Consider the following 24,461-nt stretch of genomic DNA (forward strand, 5'->3'; position numbering starts at 1 on the left):
CGGCGCGCGTAGCGGTACGGAACCTTCCTTGCGCTCATCGGTTTATTTGACAAGCGTATAACAGGAGGAAACGACATGGACTGGAACCGCGTGGAAGGTAACTGGAAGCAGGTGAAGGGTAAGGTCAAGGAGCAGTGGGGCAAGCTCACTGACGACGACCTCGACGTCATAGCCGGCAAGCGCGATCAGTTGGAAGGCAAGATCCAGGAGCGATACGGTTACGAAAAGGACCGCACCACCAAAGACATTGACGACTGGTATGGGCGTCAGAGTTGGTAATCACGAGACCCCGCTTCATCGGCGGGGTTTTTTATTTTGTCATAATTTTCTTTTTTTGCCGGAACCAAAGCAGGGCAGGGTCGTTTCTCACCGCCACGAAAAAATTCGTGGGATCAATTGCATACGAGGAAATACTCATGAAGACGATTATCGCCGCCGCCCTTGCTCTTGGAACGATGAGCACCGCTGTTCTCGCTCAGCAGTCCACTGCTCCCGCTGCGACCGGCCCTGCCGCGACAGCTGCTTCGGGCGCCGATGCGACGATGGTAGGTCCGGGTATCACCATGGGCACGGCAGCAACAATGCCGCTCAAGACCGTAGAGATCAAAGACACAGACCTAGTTACCTCGAAGCTTGTCGGTCTGAACATTTACAACAAGGAAAACGAAGAGGTCGGCGAGATCTCCGACGTCGTGATCGGGAACGGGAAGTCCGTCATCGGCGTAATCGCGAGCGTTGGTGGCTTCCTTGGCCTTGGTGCAAGCTACGTCGTGATCGATCCGGCGTCTATGGCACTTGCAGACGATAACGGCACCTGGAAGGCCTACGTCGACACCAACAAGGACGACCTGTCGAAGGCTCCGAAGTTCGACTACGACAAGCTGAAGAAGTAATTATCGAGCTCTGCCGGCGACCACGGATGTAATGGCGCCCGGTTAAGCTCGAGACCAAGGTCGGCGCGAGGTTTCGCTCCGGCCTTTTTTATTTGATCGCGGAACGAAATTTGCGGCCACCGATTATGTCGGTCACCACGGGAGATTAATCAATGATGATCATCCACGACTGGATTGACGACCGTCTTGAGGAGCGCCGGTTTGCGGCCTTGCCAGCAGGCAATGAGCACGATTTCGCAATGCTTGCGGGTGTCCTTAGGGCGGAAGCCGAAGCCGCGGGTTACAGCGCAGATCGTCTGGTTGAGGCCTGCGACGGTGACGTTGTGGCGTACATTATGTCTAGACAATTGCGGTCAGTTTCTGCTGAGGGCGCCGGCGCAGAACTTACGCTTTAGCACATGGTCACAGTGCTCTACCGCCCTATCTCAGAGAAGTGAAAACCGGAGAGGGTATCATGAGTAAAGCAATCACTACTGTATTCGCCGTGGCTTTGGCTACCGTCGCGTTGTCGTCTTGCGGCAACACGATCCGCGGCATGGGGCAGGACACGGCCAACACCGTGAACGCAACCCAGGATGCCGGCAATCGTGTCGGGAATGCTGCCGCTAGATGAGGTACCAAAGCGACAAAAGGGCGGCGGAAATGCCGCCTTTTTATTTTCAAGGCATACGTGCAACGCAAGTGAAGTCGAATTGGTCCGACATCTTTGTCAAGTCGTGCTGTTGATGGGGGGTCTCCTTGGGGACACTTCAAAAACCGTGCATTATCTGTGACATCTGGGCGGAGACACCTGCACAACGATGCCCGGTAAGCGCAGGGCAGCGTGCTGCACGCACGGTTGTTAATGGATGTCATTCGGGCGCCGCTCACCTTGCAGACAAGGATCAGCAGGAACGCATCGGATCATGGCGAGTCCAAGGGCAGCGATTACAGATCGAGGTTGTCAGTGGCATCTGCCGCCCCATAGTGGACCGGCTCGCGGATGCCGCTTTCGGTGCTGCGTCGCCAGTGACACCAAAGTTCATCTCCCCGTCTGATCCTGCCGCGCAATGGACCGGCGCTCACGAAGGCCATGCCTTCTTCGCCTACGCCACCAATTATCTGATAGACACCGATCATGGTGTCATTGTCGATGTGGAGGCTACGCGTGCGATCCGCCGGGCCGAAGTCGGGGCATCCCGCACGATGCTCGAAAGGACCGAGAATCGCTTTGGCTTGAGGCCGGGCTATGTGGCTGCTGACAGCGCTTACGGTTCCGCCGACAACTTGGCATGGCTTGTCAAGGAGAAGAAGATCGAGCCGCACATTCCGGTCTTTGACAAGTCGAACCGGACGGGCGGCACCTTCTCCCGTTCGGACTTCACTTGGGAAGCCGAGAACGAGCGATACATCTGTCCGGCCGGGAACGAACTGAAGCAGTTCCACCGCACTTACGATACGCCAAGATCGGGGATCACGTCCGAAGGCACACGGATTTATCGTGCCAGCAAAAAGGACTGTGATGTCTGTGATCTGAAACAGCGTTGTTGCCCTAACACGCCTATGCGCAAGGTGCCGCGCGATCTCAATGAGGATGCGCGCGATGTTGCCAGAGCGATTGCAGCCACACCGGAATATGAACTGTCGCGTCACCGCCGAAAGAAAGTTGAGATGCTCTTCGCGCATCTCAAACGCATTCTACGGATGGCGCGTCTTCGGCTTCGAGGACCGTGTGGTGCGCAAGACGAATTCTTGCTTGCAGCCACCGCACAAAATCTAAGGAGATTGGCCAAACTCAGGCCGCAAACGCCAACACATGGCGTCATTGCCGCATGAGAGCGACATGAATGGAGACCCTGCGCCGAAGCGCGGAGCAGAAACCCATTGGCACTCCGCCCGGAAAACAAAATCGGGGGATGAGCAGCCAATCTAGCGAGTTTTTCAACGAAATCGGCCGAAAGCGGAACCCACCGCCCTGACATCTAACAAAGGGGCTTGAAGATTTTCGAGAGTGCCTAAGTTAGTTGCTCGCAATGGGAGTAACAACCTATGATCTACGCGATTGTCATCATCGGCTTTTCCGTCGCCATGGGCACCGTTCTAATTCGATATGGCATGGGAGGCGGCGAAGAACGGTAAAGCTTGTTTCCGCCCACTTCGCCCTGACATCAAAAGCCCCGCTACAACTTACTGGAAGTAGCGGGGCTTTATATCTAGCCCCGGAGCAGACGCAACAGAGTGTGGCGGCCATGGAACTGCTAATTCCGAATAAGGTTCCGCCGTTGTCTCACCACTATGCCATCACTGGCGAGTAGTGCTGCCTTCAGGCTGGTTAGATTGAGAAGGCCCACCTGTCCCACCGTCCGGATGAGGGCTTTGGTCAATAGGCGCCGACACAGCAGGTCCGGTACTGGGCGGGGCGGGTTGCGTTGGTGAGTTGCTTTGAGCTGGGGGTGTCGCGGTATTCTCGGCGGGAGCATCGGTAGACTCTCCCCACATCTCCGCTCCAAGCCAAGCAATCATTGCCAGCGCCAAACCAGCAACAAGAACAATCAACACCGGACGACCGGGTCTGCCCTGTCGCGCGTCTGTGCCAGTCTCGACAACTTTACGATCCATTGTGTCACTCTCCCAATTAGGTGAGCCGAACCAGATGAGGCCGAGTTAGTTCCACTTGGAAGGTCCTTAATTAATCGGCCTGTTTCGCTCCCTGCCGTCACCGTTTCCAAACCAATGGCGGCAGTCTTCATTGACCCCTTGCAAAGAGGGCCGCTTCCTCACCGTCCTGACATCGACGAATGTCATTTATCGCTTCCGCCAGCTATGGGCTGAGAAACTTACTCGGCGAAAGGAACTTCAAATACAATTTTTAGTTTAGTCTGTTCAACGGGGGCGTAGCTCCCCGCCCTGACATCGTCTTACCCACATTTGTGATGCCCGGTCTCGGAAAGCTATTTCTAGCGTCCCTCAAGTATGGAGTAAGGGTCGTCGATGTTTGACCTGATTGAGCGACTGAAAGAGCGATTAGCGCGAAACCATGCAAGGGCTGCGGTGCTTTGGTCGTCAAGGGACCGTGATGGTTCCGGTAGCGCCGAGGTGGACGAGGAAATTGCGCGAGTTGAGCGCACTATTGCAATCGAAGAACGATTATTGACGCTACTCATTCGGGACGTTCGCCGCACACCGCCCTGACTTCATACGAACCATTCAATGGATCGTACGCTTGTCGTTATCGATATCATTCAGCACCTCAGCCAAGGCTGTCGCAACGTCCTCAGTGAGTAGATCCATGGGGTAACCAGAGACGCGGTAGGGAAGGCCAGTCTCAACCACGATTACACTCCAGCTGTAATCGGGTTCTTGAACGGCGCGATAGATGGGGTCGGTGGTGATCATATGGCTCTCCGCGCTAAGGCGAGAGCTCAACAATCTCCCAGTCACCGGGAAACCGGCGATACCAATTACGTAGTGCTGAAGTCGAAAAAAGAAACCCCGCCGCCCTGACATCAATCGAAGGATATTACCGCGGATAAAGCTAGTCATGTGCCGGGCGAGCGTTCACAAACAAGCAAACTAATGCTTCGTCTCGCCTCTGCCCATCTCGTATTCGAAATCAGCAATCAGAGTGATTGCTTCGAAGACAAGCTTTGCCGCAGCCTCATAGTCGGCAGAAAGGAGAGCGTGGTCTCGCTCAATTTGCGTGCCGAGTTCCTCCAAGCGAAAATGATGGTTCGTTGAGAGAGTTCGAGAAGCTAGGGCCGTATACGCTAGGCTTTTTGCGAGCTCGACTAGCACGCGATCACGCTGATGAGCCGTCATCTGCGAAAACGCTAATGGCTCGGTCTGATTGAGGTCCACACGCAGTACTCCGTTTTGCGACTCGATCGTTACTCAAGGGATTCGTTCCCATCGATTTTAACTGTCTACCGAAACCATCGCTCAGCCGCTTTGAGGAGTTCTGGTTCAGTGGTTAATCCGTCCTGAAACAACCGCACCAGCAGCATTGCGAGCTCATCCGGGTGAGTATCGTGTTCCGGAATCACTTGGGCGAAAACGCGTTCAAGCAACGCCAGATCGTCAGGTCGAAGGATTACATTCGATGGGATGCGACCGCGCATTGCAATTCCCTCGCAGCAGTACCTATCTTACTACCCTACGCAGTCAAAGTTCCCAATGTTTTAATGTTTGCGTGATGCACTCGCTCCATGACCAAGCGCCAGATATCGAAAAGCCCCGCTGCGGCTTTGGGATCGCAACGGGGCCTGCCTACTTCTAGAGCGGACGCAACAAAAGTCTGGCGGCTATATAATAATGAAGGCAGGAAAATGTTCCCGCGCGTCATATGCACTTCTCGTATAGGAGCGATATTCACACGGAAGCGAGAGAGATTTGCTCGATCACTGCCGCCACCGAGATGGTGATAATAAAGATAATCCCTGAAAAGATTATCCACTCCGCCGTTTGCTGCTTACGTCTCATGTGCGATTTCCAAAGTAAAATTCCATTCCGTTATCGCGAACTATGTACAGGTCACGGATCATCCCGGCGGCTTGCAGCATCCCCGTCGAACTTCCTCAGCTGGAAGAGGGATAGCATCGATTTTTGTGGCCAGGATCTTTAGATCGGTGACAGCGTCGTTTCCCTTTACACTTCGAGGAATTCCGACCTTTACCCGCAATTCGTAGATTTCCGCCACAGCCCGTTCGAGTAACTGACGACGCTCGGAGACGCCAATCGTCTCGATCAGGTTTGCTGATCTGATGAGCTCCGTGATCAATTCGTTGTGCTTCAAGCTTTCCTCTCATAGCGCCAAGGGCACCGATGCCAGAGATGACATGCGCGCAATAAAATCAGGTTAAAGGGAGAAGCCCGTCCGCCTCGCGCATCCGATCATACCAGTCCTATTGACGGTGTCCTTAAATTGAGGACGCCCATAAGCCGCCCAAGGTTCGCGCCGGCAGGATAGTCGCCGACCGTTTCAACCAGCTGAGTTTCAACGTTGTTGCTACTGCGGCAGATGTGTTTCCCTCTCGTGGGATAGTGACTCGCTGAAACGCCCAGACAACGCGACAATCGAGCATATACGCCGGCGGAGCCAACGGCGGAACAGACCGTCCATCCAACATCGCCATGTCGTGTAAACGCTGCAACGACGAGCGCGGCGACACGGATTGGCTACACAAGACATTTCGGCGGAGTGAGTACACGGAATACCGGGCGATCGAGTGTTCTCGATAAGGTGCGACAGCGCGGTTGCCTCCGCTCCTGTCGTTTTGGCCGCCCTTGCTTGGAGCGCGGGGCGGCCTTTTTTTTATTGACGGCAGCCAATGTGAATGGCTTGATTGACCTTCCGGTTTGTGTGCGGCCTTTTGGAATTGACCATAAGATTTGCCACCGAATAATTGACCACGCCCAAAGTAAGCGCCGTCAATACCACGGTTACGAAGCGGAGAGCGATGAGAGCCGCTAACGACAATAATCCGGTCACGCTACTGACCAAGACGCAAGCGGCCGAGGTGTGAGGCTACGCGAGACTGTGTGGTTGCGCTAACAGTTGCGCGCGTCTACGATAGTCGCATGGACATCATGATCAGCGATCTTCTGCACATGCGCGTGCGCCATCGGGGCGCACCGGCACCTGTCGGAGATCATGATGCATCACAAACGGAAACGTACTAGGATTGCTGCGTGCAGTTTATGCAAGCCTCATAAAACCAATAGCAGCTGCCCTAGGCACAAGACATGTCGGTAGGCGATCTTCATCGCTACCTGTCTGGAACTCACCAGCTTCGCTGCGAGGGACTGAAGCCTTCGTCTCGTGATCGCTAACAAAGCAGTAGAGAAGCCGTCCCTTCGCGAGGGGCGGCTTCTCTTGTTTTCGCTGGGCATGCCGGCATGATTTCAGTCAAGCATTTGCGCTTCAATCGCCGCCTTAATGAACACCTCACGCGAAGCATTCAATTCAAGCCGGCTGCTAAGAGCTTTGAGGCAGGTCGCCTTGGCAAGCGAATAATAGGTGCCGCTCTGGCTGGGCCATCGATACACTAGCTTTTCGAGGGCATCGTTAGGGCTTCTCACGGCCTCGGCGACGCCGCTCCCGACACGGATCCAGACAGGAGCGAGCCATCGCGCATCCGTCCGGGTCTCGAACTTCTCGTACTTCATTTCATGCGTACTCTCATTAAGCGCGCAATGAACTCGATAGCGTTGATTCTGTTCCCGGCCGTCAGCTTGAAAGTTCTCCTGTCGATGGTCGGCGAGAGATGGTGGTGTTCGTCAGGGCGAGGATTCGTTCCGGCCTTTTTGTTCACTCTGATTGTTTGCGCACTAACTAATTTTGGAACCAGTACGTTTCCGGAGCATTATGTCCCGTATTAACGGAGACAATTATGCGAACAATTTCCAAGGTATTTTCTGCGGTCTCGCTTTCGGCGATCGTAACGCTGACCTCGTTTGCCCCGGCTGCGGCCCTACCACTTCCCACAGTTTCTGCCCCACAGGCTAGCAACGCTGAACAGGTCCAATACCGCGACCATCGTCGCTACTACCGGCATCATCGCGGTGATAGGCGGCACTATAGCCGACACCACCGCCGGTATGACCGTCACCACCACAGGCATCGTCGATCGAATGCAGGTGCGGTAATCGGTGGCCTGGCGGCTGGCGCCATCATCGGTGGTGCGATTGCCAACTCCGGCAATCGTTCGTACGGCAGCAGCCACGCGCAGTGGTGCGCTAATCGCTATCGTACCTACCGTGCATCGGACAACACGTATGTACCTCGCGCGGGCGTGCGTGCGCAGTGCCAGTCGCCTTACTGATTGATCGTGGCAGCGTGAAGAGAGGCGGCAGAGATGCCGCCTTTTTTCTTACTCCATGATGTAGCGAATGGGACTTGTCGACGCGGACTGCAAGCCAACGATCTGGTGATGTAGGTGACCAGTGATTCTACGGAGCAGCGATCTCCAGAGGATCGAGATTGCCCCACCCACAGGGGATGGGCTCGCCGATATCCAAAAAACAAAGGTGTTGCAGACGCCGTTACGATAAAACGACCCGAATATCAGTTTTGCTCACGTAAATATCTGTTTTAATTGATAAAATGGCGGACAAGGTGGGATTCGAACCCACGGTACGCTTTCACGCACACACGCGTTCCAGGCGTGCGCCTTAAACCACTCGGCCACCTGTCCTTCAGGATGTTCTGCGTCGCTGCCGACCCAAAAACGTTGGAACGGCGCGATATATACCGATGAATTTCGAGGGATCAACCGATATTTACAGAAATATCTCGAAAACTTGGCGTTTCCTCAAGAAAATGTTGGAAAAGAGTCAGCGGCGGAGCAATTTCCTTAAGGCCGGGGTTTGGAACCAGTAGGATCTATCCGACCGGCCTGCCTTAGAGCCCAGTTCGCCCGTTGGTCCAGTCCGCTATCGAATGCGAGCGAATCGGCATCGCGACGGTCCACCACTGCAGAAACATAGGCGCGGATATCCGCCGCTTGGCGAAATGTCTTTGCCTCGCCAAGTAGCTGTTCTAATCGCTTTGTCTCGACATTGCGGCGATGCTCATCCTCCGACCTGACTTTTTGAAGGTAATGGTCGTCCCATTGCAACATCAGCATCCTTCTTTGTTCAAGCAAATCGGTTCTGCGGTAGGCAGCCTCGATCATGCTCTTCAGGCTGTGGGAAGTGTGCGCTCAGCAAGATCGTTGGAGTAACCGTTTTTCGAGACCCAGTCGCGAAAGCTCGAACGAAATCCATGAGCAGTCGCAATCTGCCTTTCGTATCGCTTCCCACCTGGTTCTCATGAAGGATCTTCGTTAGCGCCATATCTCTGACGGGGGTTCCGGCGCGAGACCAAAATACCAATTCCCGAGGCACTGCAGATTTGTCGCGCTCGTTTTCTAGAAGGTGCAGCACCCGCGGGGTTAAGGGAACGCGATGAGCGACCCGAGATTTCATCCTGGATGCCGGGATAGTGAACGTGGCGATCCAGCATCTATTTGCCCTTATACCGAGGACGAAAACCCGGAGCGGATGGAAATTTGGCTCATCGGCTATGCGCCCCACATCGATCTGGATGTGATCGCGAATGACAACGTTGCGCCTTCATGAGATTTCTGGAACGACGTTCGTTAGTTACGACGTTTCTTTTCTCTGCCGCGATAATCCTGTCGGTCTTAGTGGTGCAGACATAGATGACTGGCCGGTTTGGCACCGTGGACGGCAAAGCGCCGATCACCGACCCGCCTGGTTGATTAGATAAGAAGCGAAACCATCACCTTTGACATCAAGAGCCCCGCTGAGGGTTTGGGATCGCGGCGTGGCCGAAAGCCGACCTCGAAATGGACAAACCAAGGGTGGCGGCTGGGAAACCGGACAGACCAAGAAAAGCTCCGGTGCCAGCCCAACCCGATGTCATTTGTCAATCACCCTCTTTTGGAACCGACAAAGGGAGAATTAACCGCGCTGGAAATTACTCACCACATCGATTGCGCCGATGCATTCAAATCTGCTTTTATCTCCGCGTTGATAGTGGAGTTGCTCGTGAAGGAGTTAGCAGAGCGCCTTGCTCAGAATAGTGCGATGTCCAGTGACCGATTGATGTCCGTCTCAGCTTACTTAAAGACCAGACTGCGAAGGCAGCTCCACGAGAAGTGGCCGATGAATTTCATGGTTACCGGGACATGCGCATAATCGAGCTGGCGCTCAGTATCCGGAATCCCAAGAGACATCATCGCTGGTATCTCTAAACCGCCGCTCACTTGCAGAATTCAGCGACGGCTGAGATGTCGCTAAGCGCCTCCTGCCAGCCCGTCGGGCGATAGCCCTTAACCTTCTCTGGCCACTCGCAGATCCCGTCGGCATTCACGTAGCCTATCCAATGTGCGTTCGTCAGGTGGTCGAACTTTAGGAAGATTAGCTTGTTGGCAGCTAACGAAGACACAGGTCGCCAAATCATCTCGAATCGCTCTTGTTCAATTACTGTAGAGAGGGGTATCTGCGCTGGCTTGCTTAAAGCTGGCAGGGCTAGGTGAGCCGATTGTCGGGGCCGTCTGCCCTGACATCAAAAAGCCCCGCTACAACTTCGTGGAAGTAGCGGGGCTTGTTACCCATCCCCGGAGCGGATGCAACAGGGTTTGGCGGCTGTCGAACGGCGAGGGCAGGAGAAGGTTCCGTGGCATTATCCGATTGGCCTCACCTTCCGCTGATCAGACCATAGCTAACGATCATTAGCCAAATCCCAGCTATAAGCGCCGCGAAGGACGCCAGAGCGATTATTGCCCCTCGACCAAGCAAAGCTTTCTTTCTGCGCTCATACACCGGCTCACTCCTGTTCTGCAGGCCGGGGTCGTTCTCCAGTCTCGTCATTTTGGGGCTCTCCGTTCTCGCCAATAACAGCGAATAGACCCGAAGGTTCCGCGGGATATGTCTCGGTAGGGGGCGAAGACTGAAAGTAATTATTTATGCCGATTCGCATTCCCCTTGCAGCATTTCGTCGGAGGTTAACAGCGTGTTTTTTCATCACACGCGATGTTACGAAGCAGGACTTGAGCAGCGCACGGTGATTTTTGAATTTGATAGAGTGGAACATGCAAAAGCTGCGCACGACAGCCCGGCTTATCAGGATACGATGGCGTTGCTCGAAGGTGTCGTAGAGCGAGACATCCGTATCGTCGAAGGTGTGTGACTTGAGGACAGCGTACCCGCCGCCCTGACATCAAAAGCCCCGCTGCGATGATGGCGCACCGGGGCCGAGGAAGACCTTGAGATGGACAAAACAGTGTTGGCGGGTGAAAAACCGGAAAGACAGAGAGAAGTTTCGTGCGCACCGACATCCTCATTCGGAGCCTACCTTGGATCAGGAGCATCCTGTCTTCTGTCAGAGATCTCACTTAAACGTTCGAGGTTTGATCTCATCTCGTCCAGCCGCGCTTGGAGCAGCTTGGCCGCCTCAATGAAAGTCTTTTCGGCGCGCCGTAGCTCGTCCAAATTGTCGTTGGCAACGTTCATGACACTTTCGCAATGTTAACTGAATAAAAGGCGTGATGGCTTCCTCGCAGAATAACGAGGAAACTATGTTATCAATATCGAAACTTGTGCGAGGCGCTCGGACTGCCGCCCTGACATCGTGGGGTGCCCACGCCGCTTCGGTTGACGCAGCTGTAAAGCCAACTATTCCGCATTAGCGAAATCGGGGAGAGACAAGCCCCTCCCGCACCCCAAAGTTGATATAGTCAGATGGTAATAGCGAGGAAAGGTCCTATACCGTACCGAGCGAAGGCCACTCGTGTGGTTCCGAGAGGCCTGTGCCTCGACTGGAGGTCAAAGACGCGCAGTTGCGCCCACCGATATTTAGCCACAGCTAATGGATTTTGTCTATCGGAACTGACGGCACACCACCGCCATGGCATCAGTCGGTGGTTTCAAAGACTACCTGTTGGTCTCGTCAGGGCCATCGCCTGCGCTAGTCTTCCGGTGTCCAACGTGAGCCTGACGTTTTGCGTCGCGGACTTTACTGATATGGCGAGATAATGCAGAGGACGACGCCTGATGTCTTTCGGATGACGGCGCCATATTGAGTTCGGTTTTCCACCGCTCCAAACGAGCCGCGATAGTCTTATCCATTTCGGTACCTTTCAGCATGTCAGGCGAACGTCTTGTTATTTTATATCCGAGACGGTTTTCAGTTCTTTTGTATGTCCCAGCCGGAGATTATTACTCATAATCGAATATTGTGACAAGTTATCACCTAAATACTTGGGTGGGGGCAATTTTTTAAACGATTAGTGAAGGAACTACTTGCATTTTTTTGGGTTGGTCTACCATAGATAGTAAGCCGCTGTATCCCGCCTGGCTGCAGGACGGGTGTTCGTAAGTGAGGAAGCGGCGCTGCTAGGAGGAAAGACGTGATTTTGATGGAAGTGGAAAACCAACAAGATGCGGAAGATCATTTAGCGCCCACTGAAGCCGGTATTTTCACATGGGTTGTGGAGAGCAACCTCATTTTTGGAGATACCCTGGTGGCCTCGCTATTTGGGCTCGATCCCAGGCAAACCGTTAAAGGCCTTCCTTTCGAATCCTATTTCGCTCGCGTACATGAAGAAGATCGAGCTGAAACGAAGCGTCTGATTAAACAAGCTATTCTCGACGGCCAATCATATCATGCAGAGCACCGGCTGATGAACGCTTCAGGTGCCTATAGATGGTCGGTTGCTATGGGACGTTGTTTCCAGAACGAGAATTCGATGCCGCTATTTTTCTCCGGCATAGTCTATCCCATCGATCAACTGAGGGAACCTGGCCAGGAAGCACAGACTGATGGCTCCCAGATGCCACCCTAACATCTTCTGCGCGCTTGGCGTGCCGTGATTGTCCCCCAGCCGTTCCGCTAAATGGTACGGTATTTGACAATCTCTGCGGAGGCAGCCTCGAATAGACCGTAGGCTCTTCGCCGGGGGTGAGGGCCCTGCCAGCATTTACGGGAATTTCATGATGGCCGAACCCACCACCCTGACATCAAGAGGCTACGGGCCGGACTAAACACAGCCCGACCCGTTTAACTGTCCAAGAGGGGTAAATGACAGCACTCAAAGGATGGCCAAAATTACTAGCGCGAGGCTGCTCACCTCAAAGACCAATACCGATGGCCGTTATCATTAGACGGCTCTACGAACACGTGATCCAATATTTCGTCAGCATAAACGAACACAATATCGGGCTTCATTGGGCGTATGGGTAGCGGTACATTTTTTACGGGCGTCTTCGGGCGCTTCCGAAATGTCAGTCTCGGAGAACGAACACTATAGAGCCTTTTGCCTGCCATAATATGCCTCGCGATTGAACGAGGTAATATTTAGGTAATTATCTAGGTCGGCAAGAAACTATTCGGATAATGGTAAGCGTAGAAGGTTAATTCTGCTAATGCAGCCGGGACATCAAAAAGCCCCGCTACAACTTCGTGGAAGTAGCGGGGCTTGTTACCCAGCCCCGGAGCGGACGCAACAAGGGTTTGGCGGCTGTATAACTGCGAATTTCGTAAAAAGGTTCCGCTGTCCGCACCACCGCCCTGAGATCAGTGAACGGAGCCAGCATGAGAGGTCCGCCAGAACCAGACGCTCCAGCCGGCACCTCGATACATACCGCAAACAGAGTTTGATTGGAGCATCGCAGCTGCTTCCATAGCCTCAGCATACACATCGACATTATCCACGATTTGCTCGATAAGTTCTTCGATGTCGATATCCCTGATAAATGAAAGGGTCGGGCTCTCGAAGCCAGCGTGAATAATTTCGCTCATTTCCACAATCTGTTGCCTCAATATCAACTGGGTGCCTGCACCGCTTCGGTTGATGCAGCACCATGTCAATGCCTAGAAAAACTATAGTCGGAAGGAGACTAGCCTCCATCGCACCCAGACCATCGATATAGTCGTCATGCTTCCTGGAGAAAAGAGTACGAGACCGTACACGCAAATTGCCCCTCGGGTGGTTCCGAGGGGCTAGAATGACTGCAAGTCAGGGGCGCGCTAAAAGCGCCATACAACCATGAAATCACACAAATTGACGTTTGTCCATTCTCGGGGATCGTACGACGGGGACCTATCTGTCATTAGAGTATGCCACCGGGACATCAGCCGTCATCCTTTGACTGGTTTGCGAAAGCCAGCAATTTGGTTGCGACGTCCCGCGCAGCTTCTTCGGTGATGGCAACTGCGAATTGGCGCTTGTCGGTCAGTAAGTGCAGGATGCCGACCGGCGGCGACGCGTGAATAGTTTCGACAGCACACTGTATGAGAAATTCGGGCTCTTTTTGCAACATCAGCAGTCTCCTCGTTACTGTCGTAGCCTTCGCAAAGCAGCCGCCCGTCATCGAGCGGGCGGCAACCCGTTCGCCTCGCGCATCCGATCATATCAATCTTCGACCGCATTCGCGGCTTGCCAGTGCTCTGGCCCCCATCCTCGATACGGCCTGGTGATGCGACGCGTGAAGCCGCCTTTCCCATGAGCGACGCCTGACCACATGAATTCGTTCTTGCTGGTGTGTGTCGTCAGCTCTCGCATGATGCGGCCGATTTAGATTGAGCCGTCATAGCCGCTACAGTTCTGATGGCCTTCGCCCGGCCAGGCGATGCGCCAATCGTATTTTTCAGTCCATATCACCGGAGAATGTCGGCGATCTCGGCTGCAGCTAATCGTGCCTCACCATGCCGAGGCAGGCCCCGATAGATGGGCGGCTGATGCTCGGCGCAATACCAAAGTGTGATGGCTCTGCTTTCCTCGAAGCCGTAACAGCCCCACTTTTTGCAGCCGTCATGGCAGCAGTAGTGTTCAACGATTACAGAGTCGGTGCGGGTGGTTCTGGTTTCGTCGCTCATCCTCGCGCCTCTATGAGAAGCCTGGCGTTCAGCAGGCAAGGGAAAGATGCGTAGCAGCGATCAGTTTCTGCGTACTCACACCCATTTGCCAAGATCCTCCGAAGCTCGGAAAATTTCGTGTTGGCGCCGAACTTTTTGATAAGCGCCTTCCTTTCGAATTCCCCATAGCTGCCGCACCAATTGCACGACATGTCGATCTTGTCTGCGGGGTAGTCTTTCAGACGAGGAAGTGTCACTGCAGGTTAAGTCGCAGCTGTATGCCCTTCGGGACAGTAGGACGCTTTAGAGAGGCGATCTGAACGCGTTCGTAAACTTCACGCCTCTGCTTTTCCTGCTTCTCACGCAGCGCGCGCGATGCAGCAACGACAGCCAAGGCTCGAGATACAACTTCATCGGTACGGTTCATCTGCACCTCCATAATGTTCACTGTATGTTCTCATATAGAATGCAAAAAGTCAATGGTGATTCGCACTGACATCGGAGGGAGGAGGGTGTCGCGAGAGCTTGAGTTCGAGAGGGGACTTAAACTCTGTCAGGGGACGGGGGACGGCTCTCGCGACGTCGATATAACGAAGCTGGCACGCGTTGGTTCCTTGTGAAGTGGCCAGAGCTGCACAAAGCGCGCTCCGGCCACACTCGTCCCCACGAGAACGCGACAGCATGTTACGAAAGAGCCGCCTCCATTACAAGCGCCCTCTGCCTAATCGCGGAGGGCGCTTCTTCCGTTTCGACAGAAGGGAAGGAGCAGGCCAAACGTGAGCGTGCCGAAGACAGGATCAAGTTCTGTGCGGTCTTATGCGAGGAGGGGTAGGACGCGCGGGGGGCCAGGGCAGGGTCGTCGGGCTTGATAGACCGGCCGGATTTGTCTTTGAGGAGAGGCCCGCCTCGCCAAGCCTAGCAGTAGGTGCTGGTTTCACCGATGGCGAGAGTTTTGCGAACTTTCGTCAGCCTGTTTGATGAGCGAGGTCATGGCTGTTCCTCGAAGACTTCAGTTGTCCGAGGGATGATGCTGCGCTGCGCGGCACGATGTTCGGCGCCGGCAAAGAAGGTGAGCTGCACGTCCTCGCGCAGCCAACCCATCTCGGGTTCAAGTGGCTGCGCGGATCGCGCGTAGATGAGGGAGGCTTCGTGTAAGTTGGATCGAACCAATTTCACAACCATCAATACGAACAAATCGGCTCGGGAAAGCCGATCAATGACCCATTCATGTGGTGGCCGGGCAGGGTGCGGCCTAGCGGTTTGTAGCCGCAGTTACAAGCTAGCGGCAGATTAGTGGCAGCAGTCGCTATGGACGCCATTCTAAGCTGGCGTCTGGCAAACGAAAATCACCGTGACACAGAGCGGGGAATTTTCGCTTGCCGAATTGAAGGGCTCGAGACGAAGCAGCATATTATACCACTTCCACGCCAGAGACGGCGCTCTACCAATTAGGCGTAGCGAGCTCGCATGCGGACAACCTCGTGGCCACCTACTTCGACGACCTCGTTGGCACTAACCTGTACCGCAACCTAGAGCGCATGCTTAATCAGATGACGAGGTACATCGAAGAGACAAGCGGCGTTACGAGGAGGTGGGCCTACTTTATTATTCCGATCCCCGAACCGACGGATACGAATTTGGGGAGGCCGGTCAATGAACGCGACCGACAAACTCCAAGCGACCGTACGAACCCTCGGCATCAAGATCCGCATCATGTCCGCCCTTACCCCCCACGCCAAGGAAGCAGGAAGCGACAACGAGATCGAGATCTGGCAGGCCTATCGGGTATCGGAGGCATCTGAAGAACGGCCGGCCCTGGTCCACCAGCAACTGCCTTGTAAGCAGTAGGCGCAATTCAGTACCAAGGCTTCAGCAACCTTGGCCCACCGACACCACCGGCAAGGAAGCCGGCCCTTCACGAGGGGCGGCTTTCTCGCGTCTAAGGATCAAGAACGACGCGGCGGCAGAATGATGGGTTCGTTACCGTCTCGGTCGTTGCTGCGATAGTTTCGGTACTCCCGAGTTTCCGATCGACGACGGTCGTTGCGATCCCAATCGCGGCGGTCACGGTGATCATCCCGTCGCGTCTCCCGGTGGCGGTCCCAATCGCGCCTGTCATGATGTCGGCGATCCCAATCCCTACCGGGCCGGTCAGCGCGATAAACATACGATGGTCTGTCGTAGCGATTGTAGCCTCTGTCGTACGTTGAATAACCGCTCTCGCTGACGCAGCCTACGAGAGTGAGGCAGGCCATTGCCGCTGCGGTGAGCGTAGATAACTTCTTGAACATCTGGGTGAGCCTCCATCCGATTAGCAAGGAACGGGCACGGCTCCGGAACGTTCCTTCCGAGGCCGAAATGGGTCGCGCTAAAATATGAGCGCCTTATCTATAAGCTAACGCTCGCTCGCCGGTGACCACGGATGTACTGGCACTGGCTGAGGCGATCGAAAGGTGTGCCGGCCCTTTTATCCGTCGCTGACGATCATGACTGCGCTCAAAGAGGCCAATCAAGTCGGTTATCTGCAACCGACCACGCTGGTCTCCTATGATGCGGATCTCGAACATGTATTCGACTGTCGGGACCACACGGCCGGTCGGGCGCAAGGCATGGATGCGGCGGCACTCGCGGATCCGACCTTGCGTTACCAGATGAAGTCTGCTGGAGAGACAAGAAAGCAGACCTTCGGGCGTCGGCTTGCCGCTGACGGTTATTGCGGGCTGATCGTGAAGAGCTACGCACCCGCCGCAACCGCCGATGATCTCAATCTCGTCCTTTGGAACTGGAGCAACGCGTCGGCCAGTCGCCTGATCCTTATCGGCGACGAACACAGACTGTCGCTATAGCGGACGGAGGACACCATTTGTGTCGACAGGGAGTGCCGATCCCATCTACCAACCCCGCCGGAGGCGATTGCTTGGAGGCGTGATCATTCGACCTCTGCGGACTGCAGGCGGTTTCCGGGCGGCGGCGCCAGCAGTCGCCATATGGCTGGCGATGAACGCCACGACCGCATTACCGCGGAAGTCATTTTCCAATTGCGCTGCAGTGAAAACCCGTCACGCCGCTGACCAGGACCACTCTGGAGAGCCGGCAGAGATGTCGCCGTTTGCCAGATGCTTGGCCATTTCCGCCCAGATTGCGTCCTTCGTAAAGCTCGTCAAATCGCCACTTGCTTCGGTCACTCGCATGTTTCGATATTTGTGCAATAGCGTTGAAATGCCACCGGCTGTATCGACCTCCAGAATGGGATCCGCAGCTGCGGGTAGAAAGACACGATGGCCCCACTGTCCTGGTCGCTCATCCTGCCTTAGCGCATCCAGTAGCTCATAGTCTCCGTACCGCGTCACACTTAAAGCGGTGAGGTAACGCATAAGCGGGAGGTAGACTGTTTGCCGGCATCCACCGAGCGCGCGAACACCAGGAAGTATCGAAAGCACGAGAAATGCCGTGAACAGGCTTGGAAGCAGTTTCCGATCGCGGAGCGCCGCAGCGATTGCAGAAGGTGTGAATTCGATGTCGGGATGGCAAGCATTGCCGCTGCGCAGATAGCCGGCGTACAGCCGTAAGGGCACGACGCTATCTCTCTCCACCAGCCAGAAATGATCTGTCGTCCTCTTGATCCATCCTCGCCAAGGACCAGCATTGAGCCGGTCGATATCTGCAGAAATCTTTTCAGCTTCACCTCCAGAAACGAAGCATTTCGCCATCCATGATCCGGTATCATCCAGGTGATCGGCGATGAGCTCGGCAACATCGAAATCGTCTAGCTGAAGCAGCTTCAGGGGTGTGCCCATCCGCTTCTGCCACAATATCTGGTTTGCGCATTTGATAGCTTCGGCTGCGGAGCCGAAGGAGAAAGAGGGAAGGTCGTCCAGCAGTTGCCGGGACGCCTGGGTCGGCGTTTTCTTACCTTCCGAGTTCGTCAGCGCGAAACGATATGGGCCGTTTGGGCAGCAGATGCTGCGTCCATCCATTCGACTACGGGGCAGGCCGAAGAGATTGAGCGGCTCTCCATCGATCCTAAGCCAGCCGGGCCCCTTCTTGGCCGATTCCTTGAATGACATCGTCGTGCCGAAATAGGTGATGTGCCATTCTCTACGATGAGCGGCCAAGCCGAGCAGGCTGAACAGATGCGTATAAAACGCATCCGGCTCGAAAAGCAGCAAGCAATGGGGCCCCGTCTGTATGACCGGAGATTGGAGCAACTCACGGCCAGCAGCTGCGGTTTCGTCTGTATCGTAGCCTGCTTTGAGCGCGGCCCGCTCGGTGACAGCACGCAGGAGCGTCATCGCATGGTTTCGCACGCAGCTCCTTGACTGCGGTCTATCCAATCGGTAGGCCGCCGCGGCATAGGCGGCGATCGGTTGGTTCCAGAAGGGCTCAATGGATGGCATCAGAGCCGTGAGCGCGAACCGGATTTCGGCAGCGCCACTATAGTGCATGATAGACGCAGACATGCTCGCCCCGCCAATGTTCAGTAAACGAATGGCCGGCGTGGTTCGAATGCGACCATTGGGCTTGGAGATCGCCAATTGAGCTCCGATGCGACCGCATCTGCATCGGTGTCAACCAGCACGATCGGCAGCGGATGATGGCAAAAGGCGGGAGGAATTGCAGGCTTGAGCATCAGCGAAACAAATTCGACGATGGTCGCTCGGGCGTTGGACGAGATGATGGTGTAGAAATTTCCGCTGTTCCAGGTGATTGCGGAGTAACGGAAAAACGAGGCAAGCGCCGCGCCCGTCGCCTGCATGTCGACCTGAAGATCGTGCATCGTATCAAGCACCTCGTCCTGCTTGTTAGCGATGCTGCTCGGGGTGAAGAAACGCGGTTTGAAGAGCTCGTCCTTCTGGCGCTCGCGATCGAGATAGATGTCGACATCATTGTGAGCCAGTTTCTCAATCTGGACCAACAATCCACCCGGTTTGATACGCGGGACAATGAAGTCGAGTTGCCTCAGACGGTCGCTATCATACATCTGGAACGTCGTGTCTTCGAGAAGCACGTCGAAACCGTCACGAAATGGGCGAAGCTCTGGATCCGTATCATAGCGATCTTCGGTGAGATCGAAGAAAGGTCCATGAAAAAAATGGGCGTGTTCGCTTCCACGGTTTGCAGAGAAAGCATCTCGGTTTGCAGAGGTTGGGCTGCAGCAAAGCGCCTCGATACGACCGTCTCCCAGGGTAGAAAGCGTGCGTGCGAGACAACCCGTGCCGGTTCCGAGCGTATAGAGTTTAGATGGGGCCCCGGATCGCGCCCATTTCCTCAAGGCCAGCGACAGAAGTGAAGATCCAATACGGCATTCCTCCTCGAGCCGGAAAGGTATGCTCGCAAAGTAATGACTGTCGAACGCACCCCATAGTCGCCGGTGGGTAGATGCGAAAACCGTGCAATCGAGGTCGAAGTCCAGCAAGCTGAGGTCCACATCCGGCTCTCTCCGATCAGGCGCGCCGCCTTTTCCGCTCGCTGTCCGTTCGAAAAAACCCGCAAGCGTTGTCAATCGGGGGGCGTTTCGCCATTTATCGATCACGTGTTTTTCAACCATGGCCGCATCCTTCCGTTTGCGCGGTTAGAGAACCTCCCTGGCTTGTTGACTTTGCCCGCACGCAGCGTGGCGTCTCCCTATGACAATTTGTGACCTCTGACGACAACTTCAGCAATCTATCGTTTTCGCCAGATTGACTAAGGTGCCAGAATATCGCGTGCGCGGACGATTGATCCAACCAGATAGAAGTCACGCATCATTCGTGGGGAAGGCTCTAAAGAGTAGGCGACTGCAGCCTGGGCGTGAGACGCCAGTACGATCTTCTGCGCATGTCCCGGATTCTTATCGTCTCGCTACGTCAACATATCTACTGGCCTTTGCTGCCGGCATGGAACAGGCGACGGCCTCTCCAGTCGCATGTGTCGCGCAGAAGAACGATATCGTCTCCGAAATGTCCCCGATCTTCTGAGCCCTCACCAAGTGATTTCTTGCATTTATCGCGCACGCAAGCGCACGTCCGGAAAGTCGGTCATAGACCTTCCTGGAAATCCGGTCTGCAATTGGATTTTATCAGCGGGGCAACCCTGTCATTTCACCCACCCGATCCCATGTTTGGAGACTGCCTGCGATTCGAAGATGGCTAAATCGCGATAGATCGGCCGCCGCGCGATCGGGCCTGCGCGCAGTGTAACGAGCAAGGCCGATCCAGGAAGATGAAGAGTATCGGAGAAATCAGCATAGCGACGTTCGCAGGACGTGATTTCGGGAATTCTCGCCGTGCAGGAGCGGGAAATAGGGCAGCCGCAGGAGCCTCAACATAGTGGCCAGAAGGGAGGCGGGATCGACTGCCCCCGATCCGGCACCCCGCATAACTGCCCCACCTCCCGTCGATGGCATCGTCACGCCGGAACCTGGTCCCGTCCTTGACCTAAGCGACTTCCAGCCCACGCCAACCAAGCGTCCCGACATGGACACTATGGCGCAGGCAGCGAAAAAAACTTCAAGAGCCGAGAGCCCAGGCCCGCGTCTGCTGCTCCGGCCGCGGCGCGCGACATCAGGCGCAGCCGCACTTTCGGATCTCCCCATTGCGAGACTTGGCCGGCAGTGTCCGTTTCACCCGATTGCTTGCGGCGTGACGTCAGGCCCAGTAGGCTCCCACGGAGGTTGCGTTTCGAAAGCGTGACGGGTCGTCGATGGTATGGCGGCTTCGCCACCGCTGCGACCTCAGGCGCGTGAAGCTCTGAGACGTCCACGGTTCTCGAATTGCATGAAGGCCGGTTTCGAGGTTCCAACGAAGTATGTGTAGGTAAGATACCTTCGTTCCCATGAAAATCGATTACGCATTACCGTGGTGTCTTTGCCAAAACCTCCGCCACTCGTCTCAACGCGTCGCTTCCATCAGGCCTGCCGACCATGACAGGTATCGACGCTATCCCGCCTGGAGACACTGAGATGCGGAACCGATTGGCTCGCATCCCATATCCCCTGATTCCGTATCACCAACTCATTTGCAAAAGTTCGCCTGATGGAGCGCAAGCGAAGAACCCCGCTGTCGGTCCATATGCGTGGGTCGTTGCTAGCGCAAATGCTGGGCGAGCGCCTTCCTCGGGTGAGTGCCCGGCTTTGTTGCCTGTCATATCGGTCGATGTGAGGCCGGGGTCTACTGCGTTGACTTTTATCCCTTCCCGATCCAGCTCCTTCGCGAGCTTGACGGTCAACATGTTCAGCGCAGTCTTAGAGGCGCAGTATCCGGCATAGCCGACCGTCCATGTTTCGCTGCGCATGTCCAAGGCGTCCGTCAATGAACTCAGGCCGCTGCTCATCATTACGATCCGGGCCGCCTTCGAATTGCGCAGCATCGGCAAGAAAGCTTGAGTGACGCGCATGACGCCGAATACATTGGTGTTGAACATCCGCTGCATCTCGTCAAGTGACTCTTCGGCAAGCGAGGGCGGCGGACCAAACATGAGCCCGGCATTGTTGACCAAAACATCCAGATGCCCCACTTTGCTTTCGATGGTTTTGGCAGCGTTGGAAACGCTTGTATTGTCTGTGACATCAAGTTGCACAGCATGAGCGTCTATTCCGCTATCTCGCAGGTCGCTAGCTGCCGTCTCACCTCGTGAAATGTCTCGGCATCCCAGCCAGACCGTGTGTCCGGCTGTGCCAAGCTGCCGCGCGATGGCGAGGCCAATACCCTTGTTTGCTCCTGTGATGAGTGCAGTGGGCGATGTGTTGGTCATGATGACGTCCCTGATCGTTTCGATCTCGGAGAGATACTACGAAGTTCGTAATATTCAAACGCCGTATTTTTCGATTTGCTGGGTAAGCCGCAAGAATTCGGTTTGATCAACGGGATCGAGAGCCTGAAGCATTGCTTTGCAAGAGGCTCGATATCCATCGAGATAGCCTGCAACCGCTTGCTGTCCATTGATTGTGATGGTCAGAGCCACCGACCTACGGTTCGCCTCTGGCCGTTGTCGGTCAATCATACCCCGACGTACCAGTCGGTCGGCTGAAGACGACATTGTCGTCAGAGCGACTTGAAGGTGCCGGGCAACATCCCCCAAATTACACTCGGGATGTTCATCAATGAATAGAAGCGCCTGAATGTCGAGTGCGTTGAGCGAGTTTTGCATGACTGCCGCTGCCTCCGCGACCTTGAAACGACGGGTAAATCGCTCAAAGGCAGTAGCGAGTTTTTCGATTTGATCGGGCGTAGGTTCTGTCATTCCCGATATTAAACATTTCTGCTCGGAGGACGTAAGACGTATACCCCAGAAATAGGTATTCCTTGAATTTATGCGATGAACGCTTGGGGCGCAAAGCTGCCGAAACCGCCGACCTAAGCCGGCCATTCCGAAGAGGAACGTAGTTTCCTAATTTGGAAAATTTCAGACAGACAAAACCATCGAACTGAGGGTCCGCGGTTCGATCCTCGTCAAGGCGAATGCTATCGCGCGGACGAGCGAAATGGGGGGACGGCTTCTGTTACGCTACCAAGTCTTTCGCAAGTTCGCTCACGACACCCCTAAGCCAACGATGAGCGGGATCGTGACGATATCGCACATGCCAGGCCATCTCGACCGGGAATGTTCCAAGATCGACAGGCGCTTCCAAGACCTTAAGCCGCGGGTCGCGCTCTAGGCTGCGGCAGATCAGGCGCGGCAACGTTGCGCAATAATCGGTCACCGCGACCATCTCGGGAACTGACAGGAAATGGGTGACGGAGACAGCAACCTCGCGCTTGAGATTCTGCTGCCCCAACGCCTGGAATACGCCCGCACGAATGCGACCCGGCGGCAACACGTTGACATGCTTCAGGCTCTCGTAGAGATCTCGCGTCAGGCTGGCACCGACATCCGGATGGTCGCGACGTACGATGCAAGTCAGTCCATCGTCCATCAAATGCTGGACGACGAGGTTGTCTGGTGGGTCAATGACCCTTCCTAGCACCATGGCCGTCGTCCCCGAAATCACTCCGGTATCGACGAGATCGTTGCCGAAAGGCGTCATGCGAAGTTTGATCCCCGGAGCTTGCTCTCGCAGCCTTGCCACCAGCGCTGGCATCAACACCAGTTCGACGTAGCTGTTTGGCGCGATCAGAAACAGCCGTTCCGCGCTTGCCGGATCGAAATCTTGCTGGTGGACGACGAGATCATCAAGCTGCGCCAAAGCCGCCTCGATCGTCGGCGCAATTTCCTCGGCAAGCTGTGTCGGCCTGATGCCGTAGCGTTCGCGGATGAACAGCGGATCTTTCAGCATGTCGCGGAGCCGATTGAGCGAATTCGACAGCGCAGGCTGCGTGATGCCAAGACGGCTGGCAGCGCGGGTGACGCTCCGCTCCTCCATGAGAGCCAGGAAGACGGGCAGAAGGTTCAGATCGTATTTCATTCAGATGTAATGGCACGTGAATATCTAAAATCCAATAAGTAAATTTCTCAAATATCTCTGCGGATGACATGATCACTTCATCGAAAGGCCAGCAGCGCTGATCGACAATCCAGGCCGGTCCGGCCGCGACAAACAAAGGATAAGACGATGAAAGTTCTCATGGTACTGACTTCGCACGATACGCTCGGCGACACCGGCCGCAAGACCGGGTTCTGGCTTGAGGAGCTGGCAGCTCCCTATTACGTTTTCAAGGACGCCGGCGCCGAGATCACGCTTGCGTCGCCCAAGGGCGGCCAGCCGCCGCTCGACCCGAAGAGCGACGAACCGATGTTCCAGACCGAGCTCACTGCTCGTTTCAAGGCAGACGCCGACGCTAACGCTCAGCTCGCCCAGACAGTACGCCTCGACAGCGTCGATCAGAAGGACTTTGACACTGTCTTCTATCCCGGCGGTCATGGCCCGATGTGGGATCTCGCTGAAGACAAGAATTCCATCGCGCTCATCGAATCCTTCATCGCCGCCGGCAAGACCATTGCGCTTGTCTGCCATGCTCCGGGCGTGCTGCGCCATGTCAAGAACGCCGACGGCTCGCCGTTTGCTCAGGGTCGCTACCTCACAGGCTTCACCAACACCGAAGAAGAAGGTGTTGGCCTGACCAAGGTTGTCCCTTTCTTGGTCGAGGATGTGCTCATCGCCCAGGGAGCCGTGTTCTCCAAGGTAAAAGACTGGGGCGTCCACACCGTCGTCGATGGCCAGCTCATCACCGGCCAGAACCCGGGATCTTCCGGCGAGGCCGCCGAAGCTCTGTTCACCGCCCTGCGCCAGACGCGTGCCCGGGTAGCCTGAT

Annotated in this window: 27 protein-coding genes, 1 tRNA gene and 1 pseudogene; 12 read left to right on the forward strand and 17 right to left on the reverse strand. The window is 55.3% G+C overall.

Annotation, left to right across the window (positions count from 1 at the left end; translation table 11 throughout):
* The first annotated feature begins 75 nt into the window (after positions 1-75).
* A complete protein-coding gene (locus tag ACI3K0_RS21080; protein WP_148144907.1) occupies positions 76-279 on the forward strand; it encodes a CsbD family protein in 204 nt (67 codons plus the stop codon).
* Between the two features lie 137 nt (positions 280-416).
* On the forward strand, positions 417-893 hold the full coding sequence (locus ACI3K0_RS21085) for a PRC-barrel domain-containing protein (protein ID WP_404946187.1): 477 nt from the start codon (positions 417-419) through the stop codon (positions 891-893).
* Between the two features lie 149 nt (positions 894-1,042).
* On the opposite strand, the gene ACI3K0_RS21090 is transcribed toward ACI3K0_RS21085, so the two are convergent.
* Complete coding sequence (locus tag ACI3K0_RS21090; RefSeq protein WP_148144909.1) at positions 1,043-1,240, reverse strand: hypothetical protein; 198 nt, start codon at positions 1,238-1,240, stop codon at positions 1,043-1,045.
* Between the two features lie 107 nt (positions 1,241-1,347).
* Between ACI3K0_RS21090 and ACI3K0_RS21095 the strand changes: the two genes are divergently transcribed.
* Positions 1,348-1,506 (forward strand): entericidin, encoded by a 159-nt coding sequence (locus ACI3K0_RS21095; RefSeq protein WP_210298141.1) that lies wholly within the window; start codon positions 1,348-1,350, stop codon positions 1,504-1,506.
* 344 nt (positions 1,507-1,850) lie between these two features.
* Positions 1,851-2,708: pseudogene (locus ACI3K0_RS21100) on the forward strand (transposase); the annotation flags it as partial.
* Between the two features lie 1,371 nt (positions 2,709-4,079).
* Here ACI3K0_RS21100 and ACI3K0_RS21105 read toward each other — a convergent pair.
* From ACI3K0_RS21105 to ACI3K0_RS21115, 3 genes are all read right to left on the reverse strand, one after another.
* On the reverse strand, positions 4,080-4,268 hold the full coding sequence (locus ACI3K0_RS21105; RefSeq protein WP_404946188.1) for a hypothetical protein: 189 nt from the start codon (positions 4,266-4,268) through the stop codon (positions 4,080-4,082).
* 177 nt (positions 4,269-4,445) lie between these two features.
* Positions 4,446-4,730 (reverse strand): hypothetical protein, encoded by a 285-nt coding sequence (locus ACI3K0_RS21110; protein ID WP_148144912.1) that lies wholly within the window; start codon positions 4,728-4,730, stop codon positions 4,446-4,448.
* 679 nt (positions 4,731-5,409) lie between these two features.
* Positions 5,410-5,664, reverse strand: a complete 255-nt coding sequence (locus ACI3K0_RS21115; RefSeq protein ID WP_404946189.1) for a hypothetical protein — start codon at positions 5,662-5,664, stop codon at positions 5,410-5,412.
* 332 nt (positions 5,665-5,996) lie between these two features.
* Here ACI3K0_RS21115 and ACI3K0_RS21120 point away from each other — a divergent pair, with 332 nt between their 5' ends.
* Positions 5,997-6,110, forward strand: coding sequence for a hypothetical protein (locus tag ACI3K0_RS21120; protein ID WP_404946223.1), 114 nt, complete (start codon positions 5,997-5,999; stop codon positions 6,108-6,110).
* A gap of 663 nt (positions 6,111-6,773) precedes the next feature.
* Here ACI3K0_RS21120 and ACI3K0_RS21125 read toward each other — a convergent pair.
* The gene (locus ACI3K0_RS21125) at positions 6,774-7,037 is read right to left on the reverse strand and encodes a DUF982 domain-containing protein (protein WP_183687961.1); all 264 of its coding nucleotides are present in this window, start codon (positions 7,035-7,037) and stop codon (positions 6,774-6,776) included.
* 224 nt (positions 7,038-7,261) lie between these two features.
* Between ACI3K0_RS21125 and ACI3K0_RS21130 the strand changes: the two genes are divergently transcribed.
* Entirely contained in the window at positions 7,262-7,693 is a 432-nt protein-coding gene (locus ACI3K0_RS21130) for a BA14K family protein (protein WP_148144915.1), read from the forward strand.
* A 282-nt stretch (positions 7,694-7,975) separates the two neighbouring features.
* Here the strand turns inward: ACI3K0_RS21130 and ACI3K0_RS21135 are convergent.
* Positions 7,976-8,065, reverse strand: a tRNA-Ser gene (locus ACI3K0_RS21135).
* A 159-nt stretch (positions 8,066-8,224) separates the two neighbouring features.
* Positions 8,225-8,545 carry a hypothetical protein gene (locus tag ACI3K0_RS21140; RefSeq protein ID WP_404946190.1) on the reverse strand — a complete coding sequence of 107 codons (321 nt, stop codon included), beginning with the start codon at positions 8,543-8,545 and terminating at the stop codon, positions 8,225-8,227.
* 271 nt (positions 8,546-8,816) lie between these two features.
* On the opposite strand from ACI3K0_RS21140, the gene ACI3K0_RS21145 reads away from it, so the two are divergent.
* The 3 genes from ACI3K0_RS21145 to ACI3K0_RS21155 all read left to right on the forward strand — a co-directional run bounded on the left by ACI3K0_RS21145 (position 8,817) and on the right by ACI3K0_RS21155 (position 12,220).
* Positions 8,817-8,990, forward strand: coding sequence for a hypothetical protein (locus ACI3K0_RS21145; protein ID WP_404946191.1), 174 nt, complete (start codon positions 8,817-8,819; stop codon positions 8,988-8,990).
* A gap of 1,399 nt (positions 8,991-10,389) precedes the next feature.
* Positions 10,390-10,566, forward strand: a complete 177-nt coding sequence (locus ACI3K0_RS21150) for a DUF1330 domain-containing protein (RefSeq protein ID WP_404946192.1) — start codon at positions 10,390-10,392, stop codon at positions 10,564-10,566.
* A 1,228-nt stretch (positions 10,567-11,794) separates the two neighbouring features.
* Positions 11,795-12,220 (forward strand): PAS domain-containing protein, encoded by a 426-nt coding sequence (locus tag ACI3K0_RS21155; protein ID WP_286194948.1) that lies wholly within the window; start codon positions 11,795-11,797, stop codon positions 12,218-12,220.
* A gap of 731 nt (positions 12,221-12,951) precedes the next feature.
* Here ACI3K0_RS21155 and ACI3K0_RS21160 read toward each other — a convergent pair.
* The 5 genes from ACI3K0_RS21160 to ACI3K0_RS21180 form a co-directional block, all read right to left on the reverse strand.
* Entirely contained in the window at positions 12,952-13,176 is a 225-nt protein-coding gene (locus tag ACI3K0_RS21160) for a hypothetical protein (RefSeq protein ID WP_148144919.1), read from the reverse strand.
* A gap of 332 nt (positions 13,177-13,508) precedes the next feature.
* Complete coding sequence (locus tag ACI3K0_RS21165; RefSeq protein ID WP_404946193.1) at positions 13,509-13,697, reverse strand: hypothetical protein; 189 nt, start codon at positions 13,695-13,697, stop codon at positions 13,509-13,511.
* Positions 13,698-14,034: 337 nt separating this feature from the next.
* Entirely contained in the window at positions 14,035-14,253 is a 219-nt protein-coding gene (locus ACI3K0_RS21170) for a hypothetical protein (protein WP_148144921.1), read from the reverse strand.
* A gap of 232 nt (positions 14,254-14,485) precedes the next feature.
* Positions 14,486-14,659 carry a hypothetical protein gene (locus ACI3K0_RS21175; RefSeq protein ID WP_183687967.1) on the reverse strand — a complete coding sequence of 58 codons (174 nt, stop codon included), beginning with the start codon at positions 14,657-14,659 and terminating at the stop codon, positions 14,486-14,488.
* A 560-nt stretch (positions 14,660-15,219) separates the two neighbouring features.
* Positions 15,220-15,426, reverse strand: coding sequence for a hypothetical protein (locus ACI3K0_RS21180; protein WP_206827344.1), 207 nt, complete (start codon positions 15,424-15,426; stop codon positions 15,220-15,222).
* Between the two features lie 459 nt (positions 15,427-15,885).
* Between ACI3K0_RS21180 and ACI3K0_RS21185 the strand changes: the two genes are divergently transcribed.
* Together ACI3K0_RS21185 and ACI3K0_RS21190 are read left to right on the forward strand one after the other, a co-directional pair.
* Positions 15,886-16,080, forward strand: a complete 195-nt coding sequence (locus tag ACI3K0_RS21185) for a hypothetical protein (RefSeq protein ID WP_404946194.1) — start codon at positions 15,886-15,888, stop codon at positions 16,078-16,080.
* 605 nt (positions 16,081-16,685) lie between these two features.
* Positions 16,686-17,078, forward strand: a complete 393-nt coding sequence (locus ACI3K0_RS21190; RefSeq protein WP_353654213.1) for an RES family NAD+ phosphorylase — start codon at positions 16,686-16,688, stop codon at positions 17,076-17,078.
* Positions 17,079-17,291: 213 nt separating this feature from the next.
* Here the strand turns inward: ACI3K0_RS21190 and ACI3K0_RS21195 are convergent, their stop codons facing one another.
* The 5 genes from ACI3K0_RS21195 to ACI3K0_RS21215 form a co-directional block, all read right to left on the reverse strand.
* Positions 17,292-18,767: a hypothetical protein gene (locus ACI3K0_RS21195; RefSeq protein ID WP_404946195.1), complete on the reverse strand. Its 1,476-nt coding sequence runs from the start codon at positions 18,765-18,767 to the stop codon at positions 17,292-17,294.
* The gene (locus ACI3K0_RS21200; protein ID WP_148144926.1) at positions 18,710-19,780 is read right to left on the reverse strand and encodes a class I SAM-dependent methyltransferase; all 1,071 of its coding nucleotides are present in this window, start codon (positions 19,778-19,780) and stop codon (positions 18,710-18,712) included. The genes ACI3K0_RS21195 and ACI3K0_RS21200 overlap by 58 nt, the downstream gene beginning before the upstream one ends.
* 1,436 nt (positions 19,781-21,216) lie before the next feature.
* Positions 21,217-21,963 carry an SDR family oxidoreductase gene (locus ACI3K0_RS21205; protein ID WP_148144927.1) on the reverse strand — a complete coding sequence of 249 codons (747 nt, stop codon included), beginning with the start codon at positions 21,961-21,963 and terminating at the stop codon, positions 21,217-21,219.
* A gap of 54 nt (positions 21,964-22,017) precedes the next feature.
* Complete coding sequence (locus tag ACI3K0_RS21210) at positions 22,018-22,452, reverse strand: MarR family winged helix-turn-helix transcriptional regulator (RefSeq protein WP_206827346.1); 435 nt, start codon at positions 22,450-22,452, stop codon at positions 22,018-22,020.
* Positions 22,453-22,711: 259 nt separating this feature from the next.
* Positions 22,712-23,614, reverse strand: a complete 903-nt coding sequence (locus ACI3K0_RS21215; RefSeq protein WP_404946196.1) for a LysR substrate-binding domain-containing protein — start codon at positions 23,612-23,614, stop codon at positions 22,712-22,714.
* Positions 23,615-23,761: 147 nt separating this feature from the next.
* Here ACI3K0_RS21215 and ACI3K0_RS21220 point away from each other — a divergent pair, with 147 nt between their 5' ends.
* Complete coding sequence (locus ACI3K0_RS21220) at positions 23,762-24,460, forward strand: type 1 glutamine amidotransferase domain-containing protein (RefSeq protein WP_183687975.1); 699 nt, start codon at positions 23,762-23,764, stop codon at positions 24,458-24,460.
* Position 24,461: the final 1 nt, after the last annotated feature.

Origin of the sequence: Rhizobium sp. ZW T2_16, assembly GCF_044987325.1 — a bacterium.
In the GTDB taxonomy this organism is placed as follows: Bacteria; Pseudomonadota; Alphaproteobacteria; order Rhizobiales; family Rhizobiaceae; genus Neorhizobium; species Neorhizobium cellulosilyticum.